This is a genomic window from Ruegeria sp. AO1, assembly GCF_056535985.1.
In genome coordinates, this window is sequence record NZ_JBQFJC010000001.1 from 2,315,923 (window position 1) to 2,339,787 (window position 23,865).

Below are 23,865 nucleotides of genomic sequence, written 5' to 3' on the forward strand. Positions count from 1 at the left end.
TGATCCAGATCAACGAATACGGGTAAAGAGGGTTCGGGCCATGACACAATACGCAGCCATCATGTTGGCCGCCGGGATCGGAGTCCCAATCCTAGCCGCTTTGAACGCGGCGCTTGGCAAGCTCATTGGCTCGCCAACCACAGCGGCTGTGATCCTGTTTGCCATCGCCTTCGGGTCTTCCGCACTGGTGATGGTGGTCTTTCCCGGTTTTGAGGCGCTGTCAAAATTGTCGCACGCGCCAAAACACCTGTTGCTCGCGGGCGTTCTGATCGCTTTCTACGTCCTGTCGATCACCCATGTCGCGCCGCATTTCGGCGTCGGCAATGCCGTGTTCTTTGTCCTATTGGGACAATTGATCAGCACGGCCGCCATCGACCATTTCGGCCTGTTTGGCGCGCAGGTCACGCCACTTACCCTGATGCGCGCAGGAGGTATTGCGGTGATGGCAATCGGAGTGGCGATCACTCAACTGGCTTGAGCACCCCACCTTCCAGCCTGACGATCCGGTCCATCCGTGCAGCCAGGTCCAGATTATGCGTCGCGATCAGAGCAGACAGGCCCTGGTCGCGAACCAAGGTCATCAGGGCCTCAAACACCTGATCCGACGTATCCGGATCAAGGTTGCCCGTCGGCTCATCCGCCAGCAAAACGCGCGGCGCGTTGGCCAGAGCGCGACAGAACGCGACCCTCTGCTGTTCACCCCCGGACAGCGCCGCCGGTCGGTGATCGGCGCGTTGGGCGACTCCGACGCGGTCCAACAGGGACATCGCCCTGCCCTGCGCGTCCCGCTCGGACACACCGTTGGCGAGTTGTGGCAGGGTGACGTTCTCCAGCGCTGTGAATTCGGGCAGCAGATGGTGGAACTGGTAGACGAACCCGACATCCTGACGCCGCACAGCCGTGCGTGTGCGGTCGCCTTTTCCTGCAAGATCCTGACCCGCAATCTCAACGTTGCCACTGTCCGGTGTGTCCAGCAGCCCGGCGATATGCAAAAGGGTCGACTTGCCCGCACCCGATGGCGCAACAAGCGCGACAGCCTCACCCGCCTGCAACTCCAGATCAATCCCGCGCAAAACCTGCACCTCACCCGGAGTGCCCTGCAGGTAGGTTTTCGTCAGGCCGTTCAGCCGCAAGCTCACATCATTCATAACGCAGCGCCTCAACCGGGTTCAGCCGCGCGGCGCGGCGGGCGGGGAAATAGGTGACAAGAAAAGACAGGCCCAGAGACAGGCCAATCGCCTTGAGAACGTCACTGAGGTGAAGTTCGGCGGGCAAAGCGTAGATTCCACGAATGGATGGATCCCAGACACCACCGCCCATGGCGAAGTTTACAAACGAAAAGATCGGGTCGATATAGAGCGCGAAGAGGCAGCCCAGGATCACCCCCATGACCGTGCCGATGATGCCCGTGAAGGCGCCGCAGATGAAAAACACCCGCAGGACAGAGCCCTCGCTGAGACCAATAGTGCGCAGGATTCCGATGTCCCGGCCCTTGTTTTTAACCAACATAATAAGGCCCGAGACGATATTCATTGCCGCAATCAAAACAAGGATCGACAGGATGATGAACATCACGTTGTCCTCGACCTCCAGTGCCCTCAGGAACCCGCCCGAGGCGTCCTGCCACGTCCAGATCTGGCTGCGCTCGCCTGCGGCTTCAAGGATGGGGATCAGGATCGGATTGAGGTCTTCGGGGCGTTCGACCATGACCTCGATCTCGTCGGCGACGCCCTCACGATTGAAGAAACTCTGCGCCTGCGAGAACGGCATGTAAACCCGCGTGCGGTCGATATCGTAGCGCCCGGCCGAGAACACGTAGACAACGCGATATGCATTCACCCGTGGCGACGTTCCAAAGGCGGTTTTGACACCGTTGGGCGAAGTCAGTTTGACGGTATCGCCAACGGTGGCACCAATGCTACGGGCCACGCCTGAACCGATGGCTATAACGTCTTCGCCCGTCTGGAACTGGGACAGATCGCCAACCGTTTCTTCGCTTTCCGCAATCCCCGGCAAGTCGCGCAGATCGTCCGGTCGCATCCCAAAGACCTGAACCCCACTGCTGCGGTCGCGGTTGGTGATCAGCACCTGCCCTTTGACCAAGGGCGCAACCCTCTCAACGCCGGGCACCTGCGCCAGACGCGCCGTACGATCCTCAAAATCCGCAATGGTCCGGTCAACCCGTCCTTGCGCGTCGATCTCACCCGAGGAATAGACGGTCACATGTGCGTTAGCCCCCAGAATGGTGCCAACGAATTCAGCCCGGAACCCCGAGCGCACCGCTAGGGTCGCAATCAGGGCAAAAACAGCCAGCGTGATCCCGATCAGCGAGATCCAGGTCATCACGCTGACGCCGCCCTCGGCCCGACGCGCACGTAGGTAGCGCCAGGCGATCTTCCATTCAAAAGGGGCGAAAGGCGGGGGTGTTTTGGCCATGCCTGCTCCGGGTTATTTTCTGGTTTGGCGCGACCCTTTCGGCATTTCGCCCGAGGGTCAAGCCGCTTGTCCTTATGGGTCAGCTCGAAAGCGCGGAAGTTTGCTGCAGAACCTCTTCGGTCACGTGGCGATCGCATATGCCACGCGTTTCAAGGGCCGCATAGACTTGCCCGCGCAAATCCTCTGGCAAGTTTGCAACCGCCCTGTTGTGCAGCCCGAGGGTCAGCGATCTGTCGTCCTGCAGCCGCGCGACCAGCTTAGCCAGTTCATCCGTGGAATAAGTCGGCCACATCCCAATATGCGCAGGGTCAGCGGGTTCGAACCAGGGCGCATAGCCATCAGGTGACTTCAGACAAAAGGCGTTCATCAACATGAACTCCGATGGCCGCCGCTTAGACGCAAACAGCGCCTGAACCGAGCCGTAGCGTGTATTGATCTCATCAAGCAGCGAAAGGATCAGCGTCCGGCGTACCGGAAAGGGCGTTGAAAACGTCGTGGTACGCAGGTCGTCCGTCAGCGTTTGTTCAACACCCAAAGCTTCAAGGCTCTGGAGCAACCAATTGCGGTGATAGTCGCTGTGTACTGGCATGAACTGAATGCGGGCTGGTCCTTGGGGGGAGAAGAACTCGCCTTCTTCGAACGATCGCAGGAATAGGTTCTTGGTGTCGAGAATGACGATGTTCTCGGCCTCTGCCACCCGCGCCGCGCCCAGTTTCAGCACCTGTTGCATGCGGTAGCCATTGTTGCCCCTCCATCCGCCTTTGCGGATCAGCGGCAGGCGATAGCGGTTTTCGATCAATATCCGATCATTTAGCGGTCGTCGAGAAGTGTGCCCCTCGCCCAGCAACACCTCTTCGCCCTTCAAAATCCGCACCTTAGGGCGCAGCGGGCCGTAGTGCTTCAGGATCGGTTCGATCTTCGCTGCCAATCCGACCTCATCTACATCGTTCAGAATAACATGGATCGAGGCCACCTGATCCGGCGCAACAAACCGGGCCATAGACAACGCCTGAAGCCGCAGCAGCGGATAATCCTTAGAATAGACGATAGTGGCGAAACTCAGCACGAACCTGCGGCCTTTCTCTGGGGCGTGCCCTCGTCTATCAGCAAATCCGCCGAGGTCAAATTGCACTGCCTCAAGATCGAAACGAATCACTTGCCGGTCCTTTGGCAGGGTAAAAGTAGTCTTGCCCGCCAATTGGTTACACCAGAGGTTGTGACGACCTTCACAGACAGGCCGCTATTGTTTCAGCTATGAAGTCAATATCGGCATTGCGTGAGGCACTGAACTCAAAATGCCACAACAATTGAGTAATTTTATTTCGCTTTTTGCTTAATATCAGAAACTTTGTCACCCTGACTTTGGGGGAACACATTTGAAAGAGCGGGGGTCGCTCATGAATATTCAAAATACAACACTTGGGACGGGCCCGATTTTGGCCCACAAACCTTCATCAGATTTGGATTGTGAAACTGCGGCACTGCTTCGTGCTGCGATCCGTCCGATCTTTGCAAGCGCAGTTAGCTGGAACAATTTGGCCGAGGTCCTAAGGGACAAAGGCTATCGCCTTGCCTTTCGCGAAGGGCGCCTGTGCGTCACTGATCGCGACACCGGCGCACGCGTCTGTGGGATCCGGTTTCTGGGCTTTGAGCTTCGCGAGCTGGTGCGCCGCATGGGGCGTCCGATCGTTGTGGCCCGCGGGAACGACGCAGACGGCGACATTCTGACTACTCGTCCGATCGTACGGGCCTAGTAGCTGCGCCAGAACTGAACGGATCGGCGCAGGGTTTTTGCCAGACTGTGGCGCGCGGCGATCTTGATCGGCTCGGGTGTGTCGGGTCGCCGTAAGAGCTCCCAGATCAGACGAGCCGGCATGTGGCCACGTCGATAGAACCCGGCGAAATCATCCAGACTCAGGGCTGTCGCGGCTTTGAATCCCGCGTAGTAGTTCATCCAGACCCGAGCGTAATCCTTGCCGGTCGCGTCCTGATCACTGGTCGCGCCACGATCCCAGAACAGTGAGATCGGCTCATCCATACGCTCACCCTGATAGCCCGAGCCAATCAGGCGCAGCATCAGGTCATAGTCGGCAGCAATACGGAATTGGCTATCGTGCCCGCCCAGCGCCTGAAACACATCAATACGAATGAAGACCGAGTTGTGGCAGAATGGCATACGCTGCAGGATGGCTTTCAGCGACATGCGCTTTTCCATCGTCTCACCACCATCCTCATACCGGCGCAGCGTTGAGCCATATAGGAAGTCAGGCTTGGTCGCCTCCAGCCGCTCTGCGGCTTGGTTGAGAATATCATCCGAGGCCAGCGAGTCGTCTGAGTTCAGGAACAAAAGGTACTCACCCTTTGCTGCCTGCGCGCCCTTGTTCATCGCGTCATACAAACCGCCATCCGGTTCACTGATCACGGTCGTGCGCGGCATCCCTTCGGTCAACTCGTGCAATAGAGCAACGGTGCCGTCGGTTGAGGCACCGTCTTGAATTATGTGCTCGGCCCGTGCGCAATTCTGACGCTGCATGCAATCGACAACGCCTTTGAAACTGTCCTGCCGCCCCTGGGACAGCAGGTTGTAGGTCGCGGTGATGACCGAGATGAGCGGATCAGGCGATCTGCTCATAAATCCCGGCGATTTTGGTTACGGCGGCTTCGGGGCTCAACTCTTCGCTTTCGCCTGTGCGGCGGCAGGTCAGTTCGACCACACCGTTTTTCAGGCCGCGCGGTCCGACGGTGATGCGCCATGGCAGACCGATCAGGTCCATGGTGGCGAACTTGCCCCCTGCCCGCTCGTTGCGGTCGTCGTAGAGGGGCTCAAGGCCCAGAGCGGTCAGAGCACCATAGAGCTTGTCACAGGCCGCATCCGCCTCTTCATCGCCCTGTTTCAGATTGACGATGCCGCAATGGAACGGCGTCACGCCCTCGGGCCAGATGATACCTTTGTCATCGTGGCTGGCCTCGATGATCGCGCCGATCAGTCGGCTGACGCCGATACCATGGCTACCCATGTGAACCGGAACTGGCTTGCCATCGGGGCCTTGAACGGTCGCGCCCATGGCTTCCGAGTACTTGGTGCCGAAGTAAAAGATCTGCCCCACTTCGATCCCGCGCGCCACGCGGCGGCGCTCTTCAGGGATCTGGTTGAAAAGCGCCTCATCATGGGTTTCGTCCGTGCGCGCGTATTTTGAGGTGAACTCTTCCAAAATCGCCTGACATTGCGCGCGGTCATCATAGTCGATCTGACGGTCGCCAAAGGTCAGATCAGTGACGGCGCTGTCATAGAAGACCTCGGATTCACCAGTGTCGGCCAGAACCAGGAACTCGTGGGTGTCATCGCCGCCGATGGGGCCGGAATCGGCGCGCATCGGGATCGCCTGCAGGCCCATACGTTCGTAAGTGCGCAGGTAGCTCACCAGATGGCGGTTGTAGGCGTGCAGCGCGTCTTCCTTGGTCAGGTCGAAATTGTAACCGTCCTTCATGTAGAATTCGCGCCCCCGCATCACACCGAAACGCGGGCGGATTTCATCGCGGAACTTCCACTGGATTTGGTAGAGGGTCAGCGGCAGGTCCTTGTAGCTGCTGACATGGCCGCGGAAGATGTCGGTCACCAGTTCCTCGGCCGTGGGCGTATACAGCATGTCGCGACCATGGCGGTCCTGCATCCGCAACATCTCTTGCCCGTAGTCATCATAGCGGCCAGACTCGCGCCACAGGTCCGCCGATTGCAAGATTGGCATCTGGATCGCGATATGGCCTGCCCGCGCCTGTTCCTCATGTACAATGCTTTCCAGCTTGCGCAGGACTTTGAAGCCCAACGGCAGCCAGGAATAGATGCCGGCAGCAGCCTGCTTTATCATCCCGGCGCGCAACATCAGCCGGTGGCTGACGATCTGGGCCTCGGAGGGGTTTTCCTTGAGAACGGGCAGAAAGTAACGGCTAAGGCGCATTGGGTGACCTTCAAAGGTGGATTTGAGCTTTTCAAGGTGATTATGCCAAACCCCCGCCGGGGGCAATCGGCCATTGGTGATTTTGCGACCTCAGGTCCGTCGCATTTTTTATTGACCCGCCAATCAGGAACTTCAAATGTGACGGAAATTTAAAATCATGAGGCCCCGATGCAGACAATCTCGGAACCCGCCCGTCAAATCCCCGTTGTTCACCAAACGGATGTTCTGGTCGTCGGCTCCGGCCCCGCTGGTCTGGCCGCCGCCTTGGCTGCCGCACGCGCAGGGGCCGAAGTGTCGCTGGTCGATCGTTTCGGCTGCATGGGCGGTAATATCACCGCCGTGGGGGTCGAAGGATTCGCCTGGTACCGCCACGAACAAACAGTCGAGGCCGGGGGCATCGGCATGGAGTTCGAGACCCGCGCCAAAGACATGGGCGCCGCAGTGCCGGAAAGTCAGTCGCTCAGCTATGAGCTGGACAGCGAAGGGTTCAAGCTGGTGGCCGACAAGTTGGTCGAAGAAGCGGGTGTGCATCCGATGCTGCACCGTCAGTTCGTCGCCCCCATCATGGAGGGTGACCGGATCACCGGCATCATCACCGAATCCAAAGCCGGGCGCGAGGCGGTTCTGGCCAAGGTCGTGATCGACGCGACCGGCGACGCAGATGTCGCCCATCGCGCCGGTGCCCCCACACACAAAACCGCGAGAGAGGATATGATGGCCGCTTCGGTCATGTTCCATCTCGCCGGTGTAGACAAACGCGCCTTTATGGAAGGCGTCAAGGCCGACCCCCAGACCTATAAAGACTGGGGCGGTGGTGGCGAATGGAACATCGAAACCTCGGGCAAAGAGGACGACATGTTCTCTCCCTTCGTTCACAAGCCTTTCCAGCAGGCAATTGATGAGGGGTTGATCCCGCCTCATCTGAACACCATCGCAGGCACCTGGGGCGCGATGCACGACACGGGTGAGCTGACCTATATGAACCTCATCCATCTGGCTGAAATCGACGGCACCGACCCCGACAGCCTCACAAAGGGTGAGATCGAAGGCCGGCGTCAATCCATGCTCGCCATCGAGGCGCTGCGTCGCTTCATGCCCGGTTGCGAAAACGCTCGGCTGCGGAATTTCGGGATGACCATCGGCATCCGCGACACTCGAAAGATCGACGCAGTCTACAATATGACCGAAAATGACACGCGCCATCAGGGCCGGTTTGAGGATACGATTGGCATCTATCCCGAGTTCATCGACGGCTACGGCATCCTGATCCTGCCGACCACCGGCCGCTATATGCAAGTGCCCTATCGCTCGATGCTTCCCAAAGGGATCAAGGGGCTTTTGGTTGCCGGACGCTCACACGGGGCCGACAAAGTGGCCCATGCGGCAACGCGCAACATGGCGTGCTGCGCGGTCATGGGACAAGGGGCCGGCATCGCGGCAGCCTTGTCACTGAAAAGCAACCAGGAGCTGCACAGCATGAACCTTACCCCTGTTCACGCTGAACTGGACCGTCAAGGCGTCAGGATTCACTGATGGACTACGTTCCGACAATCGACCTCAACCCACTTCGCGACGCCACGCATGCCGACCGGGACCAAACCGTGCAGCAGATCATGGAAGCCTGCACTGAGATCGGTTTCCTATCGATCACGGGCACTGGCGTTCCCGAGGCTACTGTTGATAAGGTGCGCGACACGGCGCGCGCGATCTTTGCGGTCGAAGAGGCCTCAAAATGGAAACAAGCCATCACCCGCGAGAACTATCGCGGGTTTATCCCGATGGGGTTCTTCACGCCAAATGACGGCTCGGGCAAAGCCGACAAATACGAAGGCTACAAGCTGCATCACGAAGTCGACGCTGATGCTGCAATCCGTGAAGATTGCGGGCTGTATGGCCCAAACATCTGGCCGGTCGAAGTGCCGGGGTCACGCGATGTCATCCTGACCTACTGGTCGATGCTGGATGACGTGGCAGACCTTCTGCTCGCAGCGCTCGAAACCGGACTGGGTTTGCCGGAACGCCAATTGCGCGACGCGTTCCGCGACCCGATGACCAACATGACCCTGCTCCACTACCCTCCGCAGGCGCCAGATGAGGGCGGCTATGGCATTCATCCGCACAAGGACACGGACGCGCTGACCATCATCGCCCCCGATCCCGTCGGAGGGCTCGAGGTACAAACCCGCACCGGAGACTGGATCACGCCCGACTGCCCGCCGGGCGGCTTTGTCGTCAATATCGGCGACATGCTGGAACTTTGGTCGGGCGGTCGATTGAAATCCACGCCGCACCGCGTCGTCAACCGATCAGGGCGCGAGCGGTACTCGTTCCCCTATTTCGCCGTTCCGCGTCATGATGTGGTTGTTGAGCCTCTACTACCCGCCCTGCCCGGCTTTGACCGCCCCGCCGTGCATTGCGGCCATTGGTCCGCTGAAATCTGGCGCACCAACTGGCCGGACGAGACCGCGACAGGGGATACTCCGGAACTTGGCACGCTGACCGACTGACCCGCAGAAACCGAGGCCCATGAACCGCTTGCATCGCCGCGCGTCATGGGCCAAGAACATGGCAACGCTGTGCAACAAAGGGATGCGCCATGGCTTTGCCGGTTAAGGATCAGCTGAGATACTGGGGCATCGCCACGGTTGTCTTTGTCGTGATCCTGTGGGCCTTGGGCGACGTGCTTCTGCCCTTCGTGATCGGCGGCGCAATCGCCTATTTCCTCGACCCCGTCGCCGATCGGCTGGAAAAGCTGGGGTTGTCGCGGATGGCTGCCACCGGGATCATCACCGTGGTCGGCGTCCTTGGATTTGTGCTTGCGATTCTGATGGTTGTGCCAGCTCTGGTCACGCAGTTGATCGACCTGGTCGACATAGTGCCCAGCCTGTTCCAGGAGCTGCGCGCCTTCATCGAGAAGCAATTCCCGTCGATTCTAGACCGCGAATCCAGCTCGCACCAGTTCCTCGTCGGGCTGGGTGAGACGCTGAAATCCAAGACTGGGGATGTGCTGGAATCCGTTGTGGCCTCGCTTGGCTCGGCAATCAACGTGGTGGTGCTGCTTGTCATCGTGCCTGTCGTCTCGGTCTACCTGCTGCTGGATTGGGACCGCATGGTCGCCCGGATTGGAGAGCTGCTGCCCCGCGACCACGCCCCTACCATCAAACGTCTTGCCGGTGAGATCGACAACGTGCTGGCCTCATTCGTTCGGGGCATGGGCACAGTCTGTCTGATCCTTGGCACTTACTACGCGGTCGCCCTGATGCTTGTCGGGCTACAATTCGGCCTGATCGTCGGCTTCATCGCCGGGCTGGTGACCTTCATACCCTATCTCGGCGCGTTGATCGGCGGCACTTTGGCCATTGGGCTGGCGCTGTTCCAGTTCTGGGGGGATTGGGCGCATATCGGGCTAGTCGCAGGTATCTTTGCGCTGGGACAGGTGACAGAGGGCAACTTCCTTACGCCTAAGCTAGTCGGCGACTCGGTCGGCCTACACCCGGTCTGGCTGTTGCTGGCCTTGTCGGTCTTTGGTGCACTTTTCGGCTTTGTAGGAATGCTGGTCGCCGTTCCAGTCGCGGCAGCTTTGGGTGTGCTGGCGCGGTTCGGGACGTCGGTTTATCTGGATAGCCGCCTATATACCGGCCTCGAAAGCCAGGATCAGGACAACGCGTAAATGGCTCGACAATTAAGCTTCGATTTGCCCGCCATAACCGCGCTGGGGCGAGAAGATTTCTTTGTCTCTCCGGCGAATGCGCTTGCGGTTGCGATGATCTCGGCCACCTCATGGCCCGGCAACAAACTGGTGCTGAGCGGCCCGGCGGGCGCGGGAAAGACCCACCTGGCTCATGTCTGGGCCGCCGAAACCGGCGGGCGCATCATCAAAGCCCAGGGGCTGCGCTACGAGGACGTGCCCGATCTGGCGCGTAGCCCGATTGCGGTTGAAGACGTTCCGATGATCGCAGGTGATATCGAGCAGCAGAAAGTGCTGTTTCACCTGCACAACCTTGTTCTGGCCGAGGGTCACGCCCTGCTGATGACGGGTCGTCTGGCGCCGAAATTTTGGCAAATGCCGCTGGCGGATCTACAAAGCCGGGTCGAGGGCGCGCATCACGTGGCGCTTGATCCACCGGATGATGCGCTACTCTGCGCGGTGCTTGCGAAACTGTTTGTCGACCGGCAGCTGAACCCCGGCCCCGAGGTGATTGCCTATCTGGTCAAGCATATGGATCGACGCTTTGAAACCGCCGCCGATGTGGTCGCACAGCTGGACGATTTCGCGCTGTCCGAGAAACGGGATATCACGCGTGCCTTGGCGATCCAAGTCTTGAAAATGGACCCTGACGATGGCGAACCGAATGATTGACCCAAGCGCGCCAATTGCGCATTCTGACAGCGAAATTTCTGGGTAAGACATGGACCAGACCGTCGAAACCGACATTCCTGATTGGGGGCCTTTCGGAAGACCTCTGTTCGACGACCCCGGCACAAGGGCGCTGTCACGTGTAGGCGTGGTCGATGTCGGGTCGAACTCAGTCCGAATGGTGGTCTTTGATGGCGCGGCGCGGTCACCAGCCTATTTCTACAACGAAAAGGTCATGTGCGAGCTAGGCGCGGGACTGTCCGAAACCGGCCACTTGAACCCCCGTGGGCGTGAGAGGGCGATGGCCGCCCTGCAGCGCTTTCAGCGGATCGCAGAGGACCTCGGCCTGCCGGGGCTGCATGTCGTAGCCACCGCCGCCGTACGTGAGGCGAAAGACGGGCCCGAATTCTGTCAGGACGTGAAATCCAAAACCGGCCTGCATGTGGCTGTGATCGACGGTCAGGAAGAGGCGCGCCTGTCAGCCCAAGGCGTTATGCTGGGCTGGCCCGGTGCCTACGGTTTGATCTGCGACATAGGCGGCTCGTCGATGGAATTGGCCGAGATCGGAGGCGGCGATGTCGGCCGTCGCGTGACCTCGGCCCTTGGTCCGCTGAAGCTGCGCGACATCAAGGGCGGGCGGCGGGCGCGCAAGGCCCATATAAAATCCACAATGGAAGAGCTGCACAGCCAGATGGGTCAGCAGCGCGACCGGCTGTTTCTGGTGGGCGGCAGCTGGCGTGCCTTTGCACGACTGGACATGCTGCGGCGGGGCTATCCGCTGAACGTCCTGCACGAATACCGCATGACCACCAAGCAAGTGCGCGAGACGATCAAGTTCATCGACACGAACGATCATGACAAACTGCGCAGTCAGGCCGGGGTTTCAAGCTCTCGTATGGCGCTGATCCCTTATGCGATGGACGTGCTTGCGCGGCTGATCCGCACCTTCAAGCCTAAGGATATCGCGATCTCAAGCTATGGCATCCGAGAAGGGCTGCTGTATGAGCAGATGTCGCAGGAACAGCGCGACCGCGACCCCCTGATCGAGGCCAGCCGGTTTTCCGAGGCGAAAGACGCCCGCCTGCCCGGTATGGGCCGCACGCTCTTTGATTTTGTGATGCCTCTGTTCAAATCTGCGCCTGCGACGCAGGTCCGTCTGATCAAGGCCGCCTGCCTTTTGCATGATGTCAGCTGGCGCGCGCATCCTGATTACCGGGCCGAGGTCTGTTTCGACTATGTCACCCGCGCCAATCTCGGGGGGCTGAAACACTCCGAACGCGTATTCATCGGCCTTGCGCTGCAACATCGCTATCGCAACAAACGCGAGGGCAACCGATTTGCGCCGCTCTACGAGCTGCTGGATGAAAAGGACCAAAAACAGGCCGAGATTCTGGGCAAGGCTATGCGGTTCGGGGCCATGTTGTGCATGGACAGCGATGCACATGTGGGCAAGCTACGCTTTTATCCCAAAAAGCGTGAGCTTGATCTGGTGCTGCCCAAATCCGTGCAGCCCCTGTTCAACGAAGTCGCCGAGTCCCGCCTGAATTCACTGGCAAATGCCCTGAAATCCGAAGTGCGTGTGGTCATCAAGGGCTGAGCTGCCCCTAGATGTCCGTGGCTCCGTCCGGGGCCTCCGGCAGAGCTTCGGGTGTTTCAGGCGCATCTTCGGTCTGTTTCTTGCGGATGATGATGTCGCCATTGGGTAGGATTTCGGGCATCTCGTAGACGCTCCAATCCTTTACCTCGGCGGCGAGTTCTGCCAGCGCGGGTCCCATCTCCTGCATGAAGGATTGCATTGCGGGGCCAAATTGATCTGCAAGGCCAAGCAATTCATCCAAAGCCGGCTCCATCTCGCGTCGCAGGCCCTCGAAAAACAACTCGGCCCCCTGCTCCATCAGCGTTGGGGCATCTTCTTCCTCGGCCGCTGCAGGCAGCGCAAAAGCGGCTACCATCGCGCCGATCATCAGAATATGTTTCATATGCTGAATGTAAGCCTTTCCGCGCCCAGTTGAAAGGTCACAGCTCAAAATCCAACGTGACCGGAAAGTGATCCGACGCGGTCAAAAGGGCCTCTCGTAGGTCAGGTTTGGCCCAGCAGGCAGCATCTCGAAACGGATGCCAGATGCGCCAGACAGGTCGCTGAGACTGCAAATCCTCGCTGATCATGATGTAGTCCAGCAACGCCTCAAGGAACGTGCCGTTCTCGGGTCGCGCAAACCGCGCCGTCGCGGGCACCGATCCGGGACGCGGCCCATACGCCGTAGCCGCATGGGGATCAAAGAGACCCGCCTGCAACAGAATCTCGACCGAGGAGCGCCCGAAGAGATGTTCAAACTCATCCAGACCGGGGCCGTCATTTAAGTCACCCAACAGGATCACTGGATCATCCTCAGTCAAGTGATGTGCGACCCGACGGGACAACCAGATCGCCTGTGCCAACTGCTTGCGGCGGTTGGCGATCGAGATACGGATCGCCTCATCCCGTGACCCTGCCCCATGCGGAGCCTTGGATTTCAGGTGCGCGCCGATCAGGCGGAACTCAAACCCCGCTTTGGTCTGGACCGACAGCTCCATTGGCGGCTTGGAAAACTCTACCACGTCTTGCGTCGCATCCACGTCCAGATCTATGCGAAACTCCGCGTCAAAGCGCGGGGCGTCATCTGCCGCCCTTGGGTCATGGCGAACCGACAGAACCTCCGGGTCGTAGAGAAGCGCGAGTTCCTGATGCGTGTCATTGGGAAATCCCATGATCGCCTGCGAGGTGCGAAGGTCAAAAACCTCGGCAAATGCCTGCAACGCGCGCACCGTGTTCTGCCGTTTGCCCGTATTCGGCGCTTCGACGACCAGAACCGCATCCGCGTCAATCGCGGTGAGAACCTTGGCGATCGCCTCGACCTGCTGGGCCTTGGTCACGTCATGCCGACCTGACCAGCTGTCGTCGACGATCAGTCTGTCATTGCGATCAAACAGGTTGGCAAACCATTCGATATTGTAGGTCGCCAGACGCATCACCTAAACCGTCGCGCCGTTGATCTCATCCCAGGCGCGGTTGATATCGATCATCTTCTTCTCGGCCAGGCGGATCGCCTCTTCCGGAACACCACGCGACATCATCGCATCGGGATGGGTTTCGCGCACGAGCTTGCGCCAAACCTTGCGGATCTCAGCGATCGGCATATCGCGCGAGACGCCCAGAACCACATAAGGGTCGTTCGGCGCATCTGGCACGAACCGCGCACGCAGGGCCAGAAACTGAGCATCCGTCTGTCCGAAAATGCGGCTGACCTCTTCCAGAAACTCGTTCTCGTTCGGGTGATAGAACCCGTCGGCCATGGCGATATGGAACAGCCCCTCCATCAGGTCACACAGGGTGGTGCTGTCTTCCGAGAACATACGCGCGATCTTCCGGGCATAGTCCTGATAACCTGCCACATCGGTGCGAGCCATGTTGAAGACACGGGCCGCGCCCTCTTCATCGTCGCGCGCAATCTGGAACACGTCGCGGAAGGCCGTCACCTCATCCCGCGTCACCTGCCCATCGGCCTTGGCCATCTTGGCCCCCAGCGCGATCACGGCAATTGTAAACGCGACCGAGCGTTCAGGCGGCGAGCGTAGCTTTTCGAAAACAGCCGTCAGGCTCTCACCTTGGGCAAGAGCGCTCAGCGCGTCGGATATGCGGGTCCAGATCGACATGGGCGTACACTAGCGTCCCATTGCTGGACTGTCAGGTGCGATAGATCATTCGGGCGAAAGAATTTTCTGCATCAGCACAAGGTCCAGATACTGACCCCATTTGTGCCCAACCTCGGGCATGAGCCCCACCTCAGAAAACCCCAACGCCAAATGAAAGGCAACCGCCCCCGGATTGGCTGACGAGATCCCGGCGACCAGAACATGCACCCCTTTGCTGCGGGCTACTTGCTGCAACCGCTCCATAAGAGCGCGCCCAACGCCACGGCCTCGCGCATCGTCCGCCAGCTGGATCGAATGCTCGCGGCACTTGGCATAGCCCGGCCCGGATCGGAACGGGGCATAGGTTGCGAAACCAATGACCCGCCCTTGATCCTCAGCCACGAGAAACGCCGCTCCGCGCGCCCGGATATCATCGACAATCGATTCGGCACTGCGTTCATCGGTCGTGAAGGTCACCAATGTGTCGCGAATAGTCGCGTTGGTGATCAAAGCGATCTCTGCTGCATCCGCTGGTTGGGCCTGACGGACCCTCATCGCAAAATGCGTACCCCATGAGGCGTTTCGATCTCGGCCTGCATTGACGCTGGTCCCGTGTCAAAAACAACCGGATCAAGCGGACCCAGTTGTTCTGCCAAGCGCAGCGCATCCGGGTGATAGACAACCAGACGTTTCAAGCGGCACCCATGATCCTCCAACATACGCGCGGGGTGAAGATCTCCCTGCCACTGGATCAGCGCCGGAAACAAGTTGTCAAAGGGCAATCGCCCATTTGGCGGAACCGCCATCCGCCACCGCAAGGCCCCTCGGGCCAAATCAATCGGCGTCCCGACACCATCGGGAAACAAGGAAAGAAAAGCCTCGATATCGGGTACGCGACAAATCCAGTTGGTCAGACGTGGCGCACCCTCGAACCGGTCCAGATCGAACCAACGCGTCCTGTCAGGCCGAGGTGCATCCGGGTCGATGGCAATCGCCTCCAGATACAGCCCGTCCTTCAGGCCAAGCAACCGATTATGCGTGCCAAATGCCTCATGCTTGCCACCGGCCTGAAGACTGACACCCAGCGCATCTTCCACATGCGCCGTGGCCTCTTCCAACGTGGCACCCGCCACCGCAATATGATCCAACTCCATCGCGCCCTCCACGATGACACCCTACGCACAGAACAATAGGGCGCAAGCCAAACCCGCGCCCTTCTTCTGTTTGAAAATACCTTCGGGGGTGAATTTGCCGTCAGGCAAAGAGGGTCCAGACAGCCCCCTGCCCCGCCTCAGTCCCGTGCGTCGCGGATCAGGCGCAAGATGTCCTGTGCGGCATCGGGAATATTTGTCCCCGGCCCAAAGATCGCCTTGACCCCATTATCATATAGAAACTGATAGTCCTGCTGCGGGATCACCCCACCGCAAATTACGATGATGTCCTCAGCCCCGGCTTTCTTGAGTTCCTCAACAAGCTGCGGTGCCAGCGTCTTGTGGCCTGCCGCCTGAGACGAGATACCCACCACATGCACGTCATTGTCCACGGCGTCCTGCGCGGCCTCGGCTGGGGTTTGGAACAGAGGGCCAACGTCCACGTCAAACCCGATATCAGCAAAGGCGGTTGCGATCACCTTGGCGCCCCGGTCGTGACCGTCCTGTCCCATCTTGACCACCAACAGACGGGGGCGACGCCCCTCGACCTCGGCAAAGTCTTCGATGGATTTCTGGATTGCGGCAAAGCCCTCGTCACCCTCGTACGCAGCGCCATAAACGCCCGCCAGGGTCTTCACCTCGGCGCGGTGGCGGCCAAACTCTTTCTCCATTGCCATACTGATCTCTCCTACCGATGCGCGGGCGCGGGCGGCCTCGACCGCAGCAGCCAGCAGGTTTCCGCCTTCTTGAGCGGCCTTGGTCAGCGCGTCCAACGCGGCCTGACAAGCGGCCTCGTCACGGGTGGCGCGGATCTCTTCCAGCCGCGCCACCTGAGATTCGCGCACGGCCACGTTGTCGACGTCCAGAATGTCGATCGGGTCTTCCTGTTCCTTACGGTATTTGTTGACCCCAACGATCACCTCGTCGCCACGGTCGATCATCGCCTGACGCCGCGCGGCGCTTTCCTCGATCCGCAGCTTGGGCATGCCCGAGGCCACGGCTTTGGTCATGCCGCCCATTTCCTCGACCTCTTCCATCAGGGCCCAGGCTTTCTCGATCAGATCATTGGTCAGGCTTTCCACGTAATAGGAGCCCGCCAGCGGATCGACCACATCGGTCACACCGGTCTCTTCCTGCAAGACCAACTGCGTGTTCCGCGCGATGCGGGCCGAGAAATCGGTGGGCAGGGCAATCGCCTCGTCCAGAGCGTTGGTGTGCAGTGACTGGGTGCCGCCCAGAACCGCGCTCATCGCCTCATACGCGGTGCGGATCACATTGTTATATGGGTCCTGCTCCTGCAGCGACACGCCCGAAGTCTGGCAGTGGGTCCGCAGCATCTTGGAGCGTTCGGACTTCGCCCCGAACTCGGTCATCACGCGATGCCACAGGGTCCGCGCAGCGCGCAGTTTCGCAATCTCCATGAAGAAATTCATGCCAATGGCAAAGAAGAACGACAAACGGCCTGCGAACTTGTCCACATCCATGCCCGCATCCAGCGCAGCCCGCACATATTCGCGTCCGTCTGCGATCGTATAGGCTAGCTCCTGGACAAGGTTCGCGCCGGCCTCTTGCATGTGATAGCCCGAAATCGAGATCGAGTTGAACTTGGGCATCTCGTTCGAGGTGTACTCGATAATGTCCGAGATGATCTTCATCGACGGTTCAGGCGGGTAGATATAGGTGTTGCGCACCATAAACTCTTTCAGAATGTCATTCTGAATGGTGCCGGACAGGACCGATTTGTCGTGTCCCTGCTCTTCGCCCGCCACGATGAAGCTGGCCAGAACCGGGATCACCGCGCCGTTCATGGTCATCGAGACCGAGACCTTATCCAGCGGGATGCCATCGAACAGGATTTTCATATCCTCAACGCTGTCAATCGCGACACCGGCCTTACCGACATCGCCGACAACGCGCGGGTGGTCACTGTCATAACCGCGGTGCGTCGCCAGATCGAAGGCGACCGAGACACCCTGCTGACCCGCAGCCAGATTCCGCCGGTAGAAAGCGTTCGATTCCTCGGCGGTCGAGAACCCGGCGTATTGGCGGATGGTCCAAGGCCGCCCGGCATACATCGTCGCCTTCACACCGCGCGTGAACGGGCCAAACCCTGGCAGAGTGCCCATATGCGGCAAATCGGCGGTGTCGTCCTGCGTATAAAGCGGTTTGACGCTGATGCCTTCCAGCGTTTCCTTGGTCAGATCGTCCAGTGGCCGTCCGCGCAATTCTTTCTCGGCCAGCGCGCGCCAGTCGTTCTTGTCGGTCATCGAGGTGTCCTCTTGTCAGTTCGGCCTGCAGCAGCCTGCAATCCGTGCGTATCGTGGTTCAGCAGATGCCGGGCATGGCCCGCGCGCGACAAATTGAGCGTCTTGTGCAAATCGCCGGTCGCATTCGCGCGCGCAGAGGCTATATTCAACGGGACAGGAGGCCCCATGAACAAAACGCTTGCCCTTGTTTTTTCGGCACTTATCCCGCTGGCTGCCATGGCCGCCGACGGAACAGCACCTGCTGATGATGAATATGTTCGCCCGGTTGGCGACAGTGAGTTGAGCGATTTCATGTGGACCCACCGGCCCATTGTCGTCTTCGCCGATACTCCCGCCGATCCCCGGTTCCAGCAGCAGATCGACATGTTGCTGGAAGGTGAGGATGCGATGCGGGATCGGGATGTCGTGGTGCTAACGGATACGGATCCGTCCGCACGATCCGCGATCCGGTCCAAGCTGCGCCCGCGCGGGTTCCAGATGGTCTTTGTCGACAAGGACGGCGTGGTCAAACTGCGCAAACCGTCCCCATGGAGCGTGCGCGAGATCGGCCGCTCAATCGACAAAACCCCCCTGCGCGAACGCGAAATCCGCGAACGGCGCGAGGGTGGCTGAACGCTTTTGCCACGCCTCAAGCCACCGGCGCAGAACGCCGGTGAGACCTGAGGATATGCCAAAAGCGCGGTCATGATCATTCGAACTCGATGATCACTTCGTCCACGGCGAGACTGTCGCCCGGGCCTGCGTTGATTTTGGCAACGGTGCCCTTCTTCTCGGCACGCAGGATGTTTTCCATCTTCATCGCCTCGATTGTGCACAGCGCCTGACCTTCCTGGACCTCCTGACCGACTTCCACATCGATCTTCACGACCAGACCCGGCATCGGGCAGAGCAGCATTTTCGACGTATCCGGCGGCAGTTTCTCCGGCATCAGCTTAGCCAGCTCGGCCTGACGCGGACGGCGCACATGGACCTTCAGATCCGCACCCCGGTTGCGAATGCGGAACCCACCCGAGACCTTGCCGACCTTCAGAACCAGAGGGCTTCCATCCACATCCAGCACAGCCAGTTGATCGCCCGGTGTCCAGTCAGATGCGACGCGAACGGTCGAGCCGTCCTCGAACTTGACGGTCGCGCCTTCCTTGTCTGCGTTGACCTGAACGGCCAGCTCGTGGCCCTCCAACGAAACGACCCAGCGCTTGCCGACCTTGCGTTCGTGGTTGTCCATCCGACCCGAAACACGAGTACGGCGAATCTCAGCAACCCGGTGCATTGCCGCGCAAGAGGCCGCTATCCGACGCAGGTCGTCTTCGGGCAGCGTCACGCCTTCGAACCCGTCCGGGTATTCCTCGGCGATAAAGGCGGTGGTCATGTCACCGCTGACGAATTTCGGGTGATCCATCACCGCCGACAGGAACGGCAGGTTGTGGCCAATCCCTTCAACCTCGAAACTGTCCAGCGCCACGCGCATCGCCTCAATCGCGGCTTCGCGGGTCGGAGCCCATGTGCAAAGCTTGGCGATCATCGGGTCGTAGTACATGCTGATTTCGCCGCCCTCATAGACGCCAGTATCATTGCGCACGGCAGCCTCACCCTCCGGCGCGTCGCCTTGCCATTTGCCATTGACCAGCATCGGACCGGCAGCGGTTTCCTGCGGCGGGCGATAGCGGGTAAGACGACCGATTGAGGGCAAGAAGTTGCGATAGGGATCTTCCGCGTACAGACGGTTTTCAATCGCCCAACCCGTCAGCGTTACGTCATCCTGCGTGATGGTCAGCTTTTCGCCATTCGCCACACGGATCATCTGTTCCACCAGATCGACACCGGTTATCAGTTCCGTGACAGGGTGTTCCACCTGAAGACGAGTGTTCATCTCAAGAAAGTAGAAGTTCTTTTCGCCATCGACGATGAATTCCACCGTACCCGCGCTGGAATAGCCCACGGCCTTGGCCAGTGCGACGGCCTGTTCGCCCATGGCTTTGCGGGTCTCAGGATCCAAGAAGGGCGACGGGGCCTCTTCCACCACTTTTTGGTTTCGACGCTGGATCGAGCATTCGCGTTCGCCCAGATAGATGCCGTTGCCATGGCTATCGCAGAGAACCTGAATTTCGATGTGACGCGGTTGGGTCACAAATTTCTCGATAAAAATCCGGTCATCGCCAAACGAGTTCGCAGCCTCGTTCTTGGACGATTGGAACCCCTCGCGGGCCTCTTCGTCATTCCAAGCGATCCGCATGCCCTTGCCACCGCCGCCGGCGCTGGCTTTGATCATGACGGGGTAACCGATGTCGTTCGAGATCTTGACCGCCTCATCGGCGTCTTCGATCAGGCCCATATAGCCGGGTACGGTGGAAACACCGGCCTCCTGCGCGATCTTTTTCGAGGTGATCTTGTCACCCATGCTTTCAATCGCACCAACCGGGGGGCCGACGAATGCCACGCCTTCCGCGTCCAGCGCCTCGGCGAATTTGGCATTCTCCGACAGGAAGCCATAGCCGGGGTGAACAGCTTGTGCGCCACTCTGGCGGATGGCGTCCATGACCTTGTCGATCACGATATAGGACTGGTTGGCAGGCGGTGGGCCGATATGGACAGCCTCATCCGCCATCGACACGTGCAGAGCGTTCTTGTCCGCGTCCGAATAGATGGCAACGGTGCCGATACCCATTTTGCGGGCGGTCTTTATAACCCGGCAGGCGATCTCGCCCCGGTTGGCGATCAGGATCTTATTGAACATGGAACGTCCTTTGGCTTGGTGTTCTGGAAACGCAAAAAGCCGCCGCAGGGAGGGCATCCCCACGTCGGCGCAATGCGTGACGACGGACGGGGCGGCTTGCGCCCCGAAAATTCGCGTTAGTTACAGGTGTTCTGCGTCTTACAGTACAGCACGTTGCCTGCGGCCCCGACGGCCGCACCGACCAACGGATCGGCACTGAGAACGGCTGCCCCGACAGCGCCCGCTCCGCCGCCCAGGATGGCCTGTTCGCCGAGAGTATCGCCGCAGGCCGCGAGGCCCGCACAGGTTGCCAGTGCAAGGAACACTTTTGAGATACGCATGATGTCTGCCTCGTAGTTTTTTGTATTGCTCTTAGAGGCAGATGCAGGAACTCGGCACCGTTATTCAATAACAACGGGGTAAAATCCGCATTTTGCGCAGGTTTATGCCCATTCAGGCCAGTTTTTTGTGCAAAGAAAAACGCGGACAGGACGATGTGGGGAACACAAGCCTGCCCGCGCAAGGAAGGGGTACGGAATAGTAGGTGCATGTGCGACGCAGGCAAAGTAGTGTCGCACGGCTGGATCAAAATGCACTGCACAATCTTGTCTGCAAACAAGTTATTGTTTCCACCTAAGATTCCGGCCAGAATCTGCCCAACAGGCGAAACTCCGCGCAAATTCATGCCGACCAGAGTTGTGCGATTTTGCTGCGTCGACCCCGCCCAAACCGTCACAGTTTCGTTACACTTCCCTGCCGCTGGCCTGATTTCTGCACCCGCAATATCACGGGCGATCACTCCCGTTCGCAGATTATTTTTGCGCATATGCTGTGGGTTAACCGATCTGTTCACCTTGCCGTGAATCACGACCTTATTTTCAGCACAAATACTTGAGCAAAAACGCGTTTTCAGTCCCTCTTTCGTGATTTCCCTGATCGCTGGGCGCGTGGAACTTTGGCCACGCACACTCGCAAACAAGGAAACACCCACATGTTTACAAAGAGAAAAAAGGCAATCCTGCTTGCTGCCACTGCGTTTAGTGTGACCAGCACGCTTGCCTTTGCTCAGGACGCTCAAACTCAGGCCGAGCTTGACGCTCTGCGCGCTCGGGTCGAAGCCCTCGAGGCCTCTAGCGCCGGTCCCGCTAATGGCGATTTCCGCCTTGGGAACACCAGCCTGGACCTTTACGGCTACATCAAGGCCGACTTCTTTTATGACTTCGACTTCGACCAGGGCGACACCGCGTTCGTGAACGTCATCGGCGAGCCTTCGACCGCAACCAGCGGAACCTTCGGCAGCACCGTACGCCAGTCGCGCATCGGCCTGCGCACCAGCACGCCCAGTGCCCTGGGTGACATCGGCGGTCAGTTGGAGCTGGACCTGTTTGCCTCCAACGGCACGGCCGAACTGCGACTGCGTCACGCCAACATTACCATTGGTGACAATTGGCTGATCGGTCAGTACTGGACCAACTTCCAGCCGCTGGACACCTACCCTACGTCGGTTGAATTCAACGGCCCGGTCGGCATCGCCTTCGCCCGTCAGCCGCAAATCCGCTATACCAACAGCTTCGGCACGAACACTGAGTTCAGCGTTTCGCTCGAGGAAAACGTCAGCGGCTCGAACTCGAACGACCCGGTTCTGACCGCGGCGGCCGAATATAACGACGGTACATACGTCGCGCGTATCTCGGGCCTCTACGGTAAAGCCGAAACCAGCGATGGTGCCACCGAAGTGGACCAGTGGGGCGTGACCCTGTCGGGATCGGTTCGCCCATGGGAAGGCGGTCTGTTCCAGGTCAACTACGTGACTGGTCAGGCGATCGGCCCCTACCTGATCGGCCTTGGCAATGCCATCGTCAACGGTGAGGCCAATGACGTCGACGGCTACACGATCGAGCTCCGTCAGGATCTGGGTGAGAAATGGAATGTCGGCATCGCCTATGGTCGGGAAGACTATGACCTGGCGACCAACAGCTTCTCGGATGGCAGCGGATCCCTCAACTTCACCGAGTTGGAGACAATCCACGTCAACGCCTTCTATCAGGCGACCGACAGTCTGACGCTGAGCGCCGAGTATATCTATGGTGAGCGCAACGATGCCACGACCGGTGACGCCTTCGACGGTAGCCGCGTTCAGGTCGCCGCGCAGCTGAACTTCTGACGCCACATACCTGCCCTGCCCGTCTTCGGGCAGGGTTTTACCCATGCGGGCAAGGATATGAGGCACAGGGTGGATCACCGCTCAGCCCGCTCCGAAAACTTCGGGAAAAGACGCACGTGCCGCGTCCAGATCAATGACCAACAACGCATCATAGCTAGCCGGGTCGAAAGGATCTTCGGCTGGCACGACCTCACGCTCAAACAGCCAGCTCAGCCGCCCTGCATCCAGATTGCCGCGTTCAAAGGGCTGATCCCCGAAGTTCTGCCAAAGCGCCTCCATAAAGGCGACGTCTGCGCGACGGTCCGCAGGCTTGCGGTCGCGGAACCGCTCACGCCTGGTGATCGGCGTCACGCCCTTGGGGTTGGCGCGGCGGATGGTGAATTGAAAATCCGTACCCGGCAGACGGCCCGGAAAACCCCGATGCTTCAACATCCTGGCACCTCGTTGACTGCTGTCATCGGGAATAAGAATTCGCACCCGAAAGGGGGAAAAGTCATAGCGCGCACCTCCAAAGCCGCATCCGTTGTCTGAGATGCTCTGCTTTCATGACGACAGATCATGGTCAGAGCCCCTCCCAGATACACCGGGACTGCTCCAGCCGGTAGGCTTCGAAAAACTGAGTTGCATCGGGGGCGGCATCGCCGAATTGGATCGGACGGTCGGACAGTGAAATCACCACCAAGGCCGGGTCCAAATCATGTTGGGCGACATAGGCAACCGCCAGCGTCTGGCACAGATGCTCCATATCGTTCGACGCTACGTCATAGCCGATCCGCCCAACCGTCGCGCCGATCTTCGGGGCGATGAACCGGAACCGCACCCACAGTTCACCGGGGTTGTTGTCCAACAAAACGTCGCTCAGATGCACGGGTTGGCCAGAGGGCACGGGCAGAGAAGTTTCGGCCACTGAAATGCTTGGCAAAGACAGAATGCTGAACATCAGACCCAAGGCGCGACCCCGGACCCGCCAATGGCAGGCTCCTCCTTCCGGGATCGCGCGCGCAGTGCTATGTGCCCGCGCGGTTCTATGTCTGATGGATCGGATCATTCGACGATTTTTCGTTCGTTGTCAATTCTGCCTTGATTTCGGGCAAATTGCGGAGGAGTACCGCAATTTTCGGCGGATTTGGGTGGGTCGCCCCACCCCGC

The 23,865-nt window shown here is 59.4% G+C and carries 24 protein-coding genes; 9 read left to right on the forward strand and 15 right to left on the reverse strand.

All coding sequences use genetic code 11. The features are described 5' to 3' along the window. Nucleotides 1-40: 40 nt before the first annotated feature. A complete protein-coding gene (locus ACR3FB_RS11455; RefSeq protein WP_480563739.1) occupies nucleotides 41-478 on the forward strand; it encodes a DMT family transporter in 438 nt (145 codons plus the stop codon). Here the strand turns inward: ACR3FB_RS11455 and ACR3FB_RS11460 are convergent. The 3 genes from ACR3FB_RS11460 to ACR3FB_RS11470 form a co-directional block, all read right to left on the reverse strand. Continuing rightward, entirely contained in the window at nucleotides 462-1,148 is a 687-nt protein-coding gene (locus ACR3FB_RS11460; protein ID WP_480563737.1) for an ABC transporter ATP-binding protein, read from the reverse strand. The two genes, ACR3FB_RS11455 and ACR3FB_RS11460, sit on opposite strands and share 17 nt — an antisense overlap. Further along, the gene (locus ACR3FB_RS11465; protein WP_480563735.1) at nucleotides 1,141-2,436 is read right to left on the reverse strand and encodes a lipoprotein-releasing ABC transporter permease subunit; all 1,296 of its coding nucleotides are present in this window, start codon (nucleotides 2,434-2,436) and stop codon (nucleotides 1,141-1,143) included. Before ACR3FB_RS11465 ends, ACR3FB_RS11460 begins: the two co-directional genes overlap by 8 nt. A gap of 79 nt (nucleotides 2,437-2,515) precedes the next feature. Next, nucleotides 2,516-3,592, reverse strand: a complete 1,077-nt coding sequence (locus ACR3FB_RS11470; RefSeq protein ID WP_480563733.1) for a DUF6492 family protein — start codon at nucleotides 3,590-3,592, stop codon at nucleotides 2,516-2,518. A 241-nt stretch (nucleotides 3,593-3,833) separates the two neighbouring features. Between ACR3FB_RS11470 and ACR3FB_RS11475 the strand changes: the two genes are divergently transcribed. Next, nucleotides 3,834-4,190 (forward strand): hypothetical protein, encoded by a 357-nt coding sequence (locus ACR3FB_RS11475; protein WP_480563731.1) that lies wholly within the window; start codon nucleotides 3,834-3,836, stop codon nucleotides 4,188-4,190. Here ACR3FB_RS11475 and ACR3FB_RS11480 read toward each other — a convergent pair. Beyond that, nucleotides 4,187-5,068 carry a glycosyltransferase family 2 protein gene (locus tag ACR3FB_RS11480; RefSeq protein ID WP_480563729.1) on the reverse strand — a complete coding sequence of 294 codons (882 nt, stop codon included), beginning with the start codon at nucleotides 5,066-5,068 and terminating at the stop codon, nucleotides 4,187-4,189. The genes ACR3FB_RS11475 and ACR3FB_RS11480 overlap by 4 nt on opposite strands. After that, a complete protein-coding gene (gene proS, locus ACR3FB_RS11485; RefSeq protein WP_480563726.1) occupies nucleotides 5,052-6,392 on the reverse strand; it encodes a proline--tRNA ligase in 1,341 nt (446 codons plus the stop codon). The genes ACR3FB_RS11480 and proS overlap by 17 nt, the downstream gene beginning before the upstream one ends. A 168-nt stretch (nucleotides 6,393-6,560) precedes the next feature. On the opposite strand from proS, the gene ACR3FB_RS11490 reads away from it, so the two are divergent. The 5 genes from ACR3FB_RS11490 to ACR3FB_RS11510 all read left to right on the forward strand — a co-directional run bounded on the left by ACR3FB_RS11490 (nucleotide 6,561) and on the right by ACR3FB_RS11510 (nucleotide 12,346). Continuing rightward, complete coding sequence (locus ACR3FB_RS11490; RefSeq protein WP_480563723.1) at nucleotides 6,561-7,925, forward strand: FAD-dependent oxidoreductase; 1,365 nt, start codon at nucleotides 6,561-6,563, stop codon at nucleotides 7,923-7,925. Continuing rightward, complete coding sequence (locus ACR3FB_RS11495) at nucleotides 7,925-8,899, forward strand: isopenicillin N synthase family dioxygenase (protein ID WP_480563720.1); 975 nt, start codon at nucleotides 7,925-7,927, stop codon at nucleotides 8,897-8,899. Before ACR3FB_RS11490 ends, ACR3FB_RS11495 begins: the two co-directional genes overlap by 1 nt. 89 nt (nucleotides 8,900-8,988) lie before the next feature. After that, nucleotides 8,989-10,062 (forward strand): AI-2E family transporter, encoded by a 1,074-nt coding sequence (locus ACR3FB_RS11500; RefSeq protein ID WP_170378059.1) that lies wholly within the window; start codon nucleotides 8,989-8,991, stop codon nucleotides 10,060-10,062. Continuing rightward, nucleotides 10,063-10,752, forward strand: a complete 690-nt coding sequence (locus ACR3FB_RS11505; RefSeq protein WP_425083791.1) for a P-loop NTPase family protein — start codon at nucleotides 10,063-10,065, stop codon at nucleotides 10,750-10,752. Between the two features lie 49 nt (nucleotides 10,753-10,801). Then, on the forward strand, nucleotides 10,802-12,346 hold the full coding sequence (locus tag ACR3FB_RS11510) for a Ppx/GppA family phosphatase (protein WP_425083792.1): 1,545 nt from the start codon (nucleotides 10,802-10,804) through the stop codon (nucleotides 12,344-12,346). Nucleotides 12,347-12,353: 7 nt separating this feature from the next. Here the strand turns inward: ACR3FB_RS11510 and ACR3FB_RS11515 are convergent, their stop codons facing one another. The 6 genes from ACR3FB_RS11515 to scpA form a co-directional block, all read right to left on the reverse strand. Continuing rightward, complete coding sequence (locus ACR3FB_RS11515) at nucleotides 12,354-12,728, reverse strand: hypothetical protein (RefSeq protein ID WP_170639407.1); 375 nt, start codon at nucleotides 12,726-12,728, stop codon at nucleotides 12,354-12,356. Between the two features lie 37 nt (nucleotides 12,729-12,765). Further along, nucleotides 12,766-13,758, reverse strand: coding sequence for an endonuclease/exonuclease/phosphatase family protein (locus ACR3FB_RS11520; RefSeq protein ID WP_480563717.1), 993 nt, complete (start codon nucleotides 13,756-13,758; stop codon nucleotides 12,766-12,768). A 3-nt stretch (nucleotides 13,759-13,761) separates the two neighbouring features. After that, nucleotides 13,762-14,442 (reverse strand): molecular chaperone DjiA, encoded by a 681-nt coding sequence (locus ACR3FB_RS11525; protein WP_170471776.1) that lies wholly within the window; start codon nucleotides 14,440-14,442, stop codon nucleotides 13,762-13,764. A gap of 45 nt (nucleotides 14,443-14,487) precedes the next feature. Continuing rightward, a complete protein-coding gene (locus ACR3FB_RS11530; RefSeq protein WP_480563714.1) occupies nucleotides 14,488-14,976 on the reverse strand; it encodes an N-acetyltransferase family protein in 489 nt (162 codons plus the stop codon). Next, nucleotides 14,973-15,575: a VOC family protein gene (locus ACR3FB_RS11535; RefSeq protein ID WP_480563711.1), complete on the reverse strand. Its 603-nt coding sequence runs from the start codon at nucleotides 15,573-15,575 to the stop codon at nucleotides 14,973-14,975. Before ACR3FB_RS11535 ends, ACR3FB_RS11530 begins: the two co-directional genes overlap by 4 nt. 137 nt (nucleotides 15,576-15,712) lie before the next feature. Continuing rightward, nucleotides 15,713-17,839: a methylmalonyl-CoA mutase gene (gene scpA / locus ACR3FB_RS11540; RefSeq protein WP_170471781.1), complete on the reverse strand. Its 2,127-nt coding sequence runs from the start codon at nucleotides 17,837-17,839 to the stop codon at nucleotides 15,713-15,715. A gap of 165 nt (nucleotides 17,840-18,004) precedes the next feature. On the opposite strand from scpA, the gene ACR3FB_RS11545 reads away from it, so the two are divergent. Further along, a complete protein-coding gene (locus ACR3FB_RS11545; protein ID WP_170378042.1) occupies nucleotides 18,005-18,451 on the forward strand; it encodes a DUF4174 domain-containing protein in 447 nt (148 codons plus the stop codon). A gap of 76 nt (nucleotides 18,452-18,527) precedes the next feature. On the opposite strand, the gene ACR3FB_RS11550 is transcribed toward ACR3FB_RS11545, so the two are convergent. Both ACR3FB_RS11550 and ACR3FB_RS11555 read right to left on the reverse strand, forming a co-directional pair. Further along, the gene (locus ACR3FB_RS11550; RefSeq protein WP_480563708.1) at nucleotides 18,528-20,573 is read right to left on the reverse strand and encodes an acetyl-CoA carboxylase biotin carboxylase subunit; all 2,046 of its coding nucleotides are present in this window, start codon (nucleotides 20,571-20,573) and stop codon (nucleotides 18,528-18,530) included. Between the two features lie 116 nt (nucleotides 20,574-20,689). Then, nucleotides 20,690-20,893, reverse strand: coding sequence for a hypothetical protein (locus tag ACR3FB_RS11555; RefSeq protein ID WP_170462027.1), 204 nt, complete (start codon nucleotides 20,891-20,893; stop codon nucleotides 20,690-20,692). A gap of 650 nt (nucleotides 20,894-21,543) precedes the next feature. On the opposite strand from ACR3FB_RS11555, the gene ACR3FB_RS11560 reads away from it, so the two are divergent. Next, nucleotides 21,544-22,716, forward strand: coding sequence for a DcaP family trimeric outer membrane transporter (locus tag ACR3FB_RS11560; RefSeq protein WP_480563705.1), 1,173 nt, complete (start codon nucleotides 21,544-21,546; stop codon nucleotides 22,714-22,716). Between the two features lie 81 nt (nucleotides 22,717-22,797). On the opposite strand, the gene ACR3FB_RS11565 is transcribed toward ACR3FB_RS11560, so the two are convergent. Together ACR3FB_RS11565 and ACR3FB_RS11570 are read right to left on the reverse strand one after the other, a co-directional pair. After that, the gene (locus ACR3FB_RS11565) at nucleotides 22,798-23,148 is read right to left on the reverse strand and encodes a hypothetical protein (protein WP_170665570.1); all 351 of its coding nucleotides are present in this window, start codon (nucleotides 23,146-23,148) and stop codon (nucleotides 22,798-22,800) included. Nucleotides 23,149-23,278: 130 nt separating this feature from the next. Next, nucleotides 23,279-23,764, reverse strand: a complete 486-nt coding sequence (locus ACR3FB_RS11570) for a DUF6497 family protein (protein ID WP_170471791.1) — start codon at nucleotides 23,762-23,764, stop codon at nucleotides 23,279-23,281. Nucleotides 23,765-23,865 lie beyond the last annotated feature (101 nt).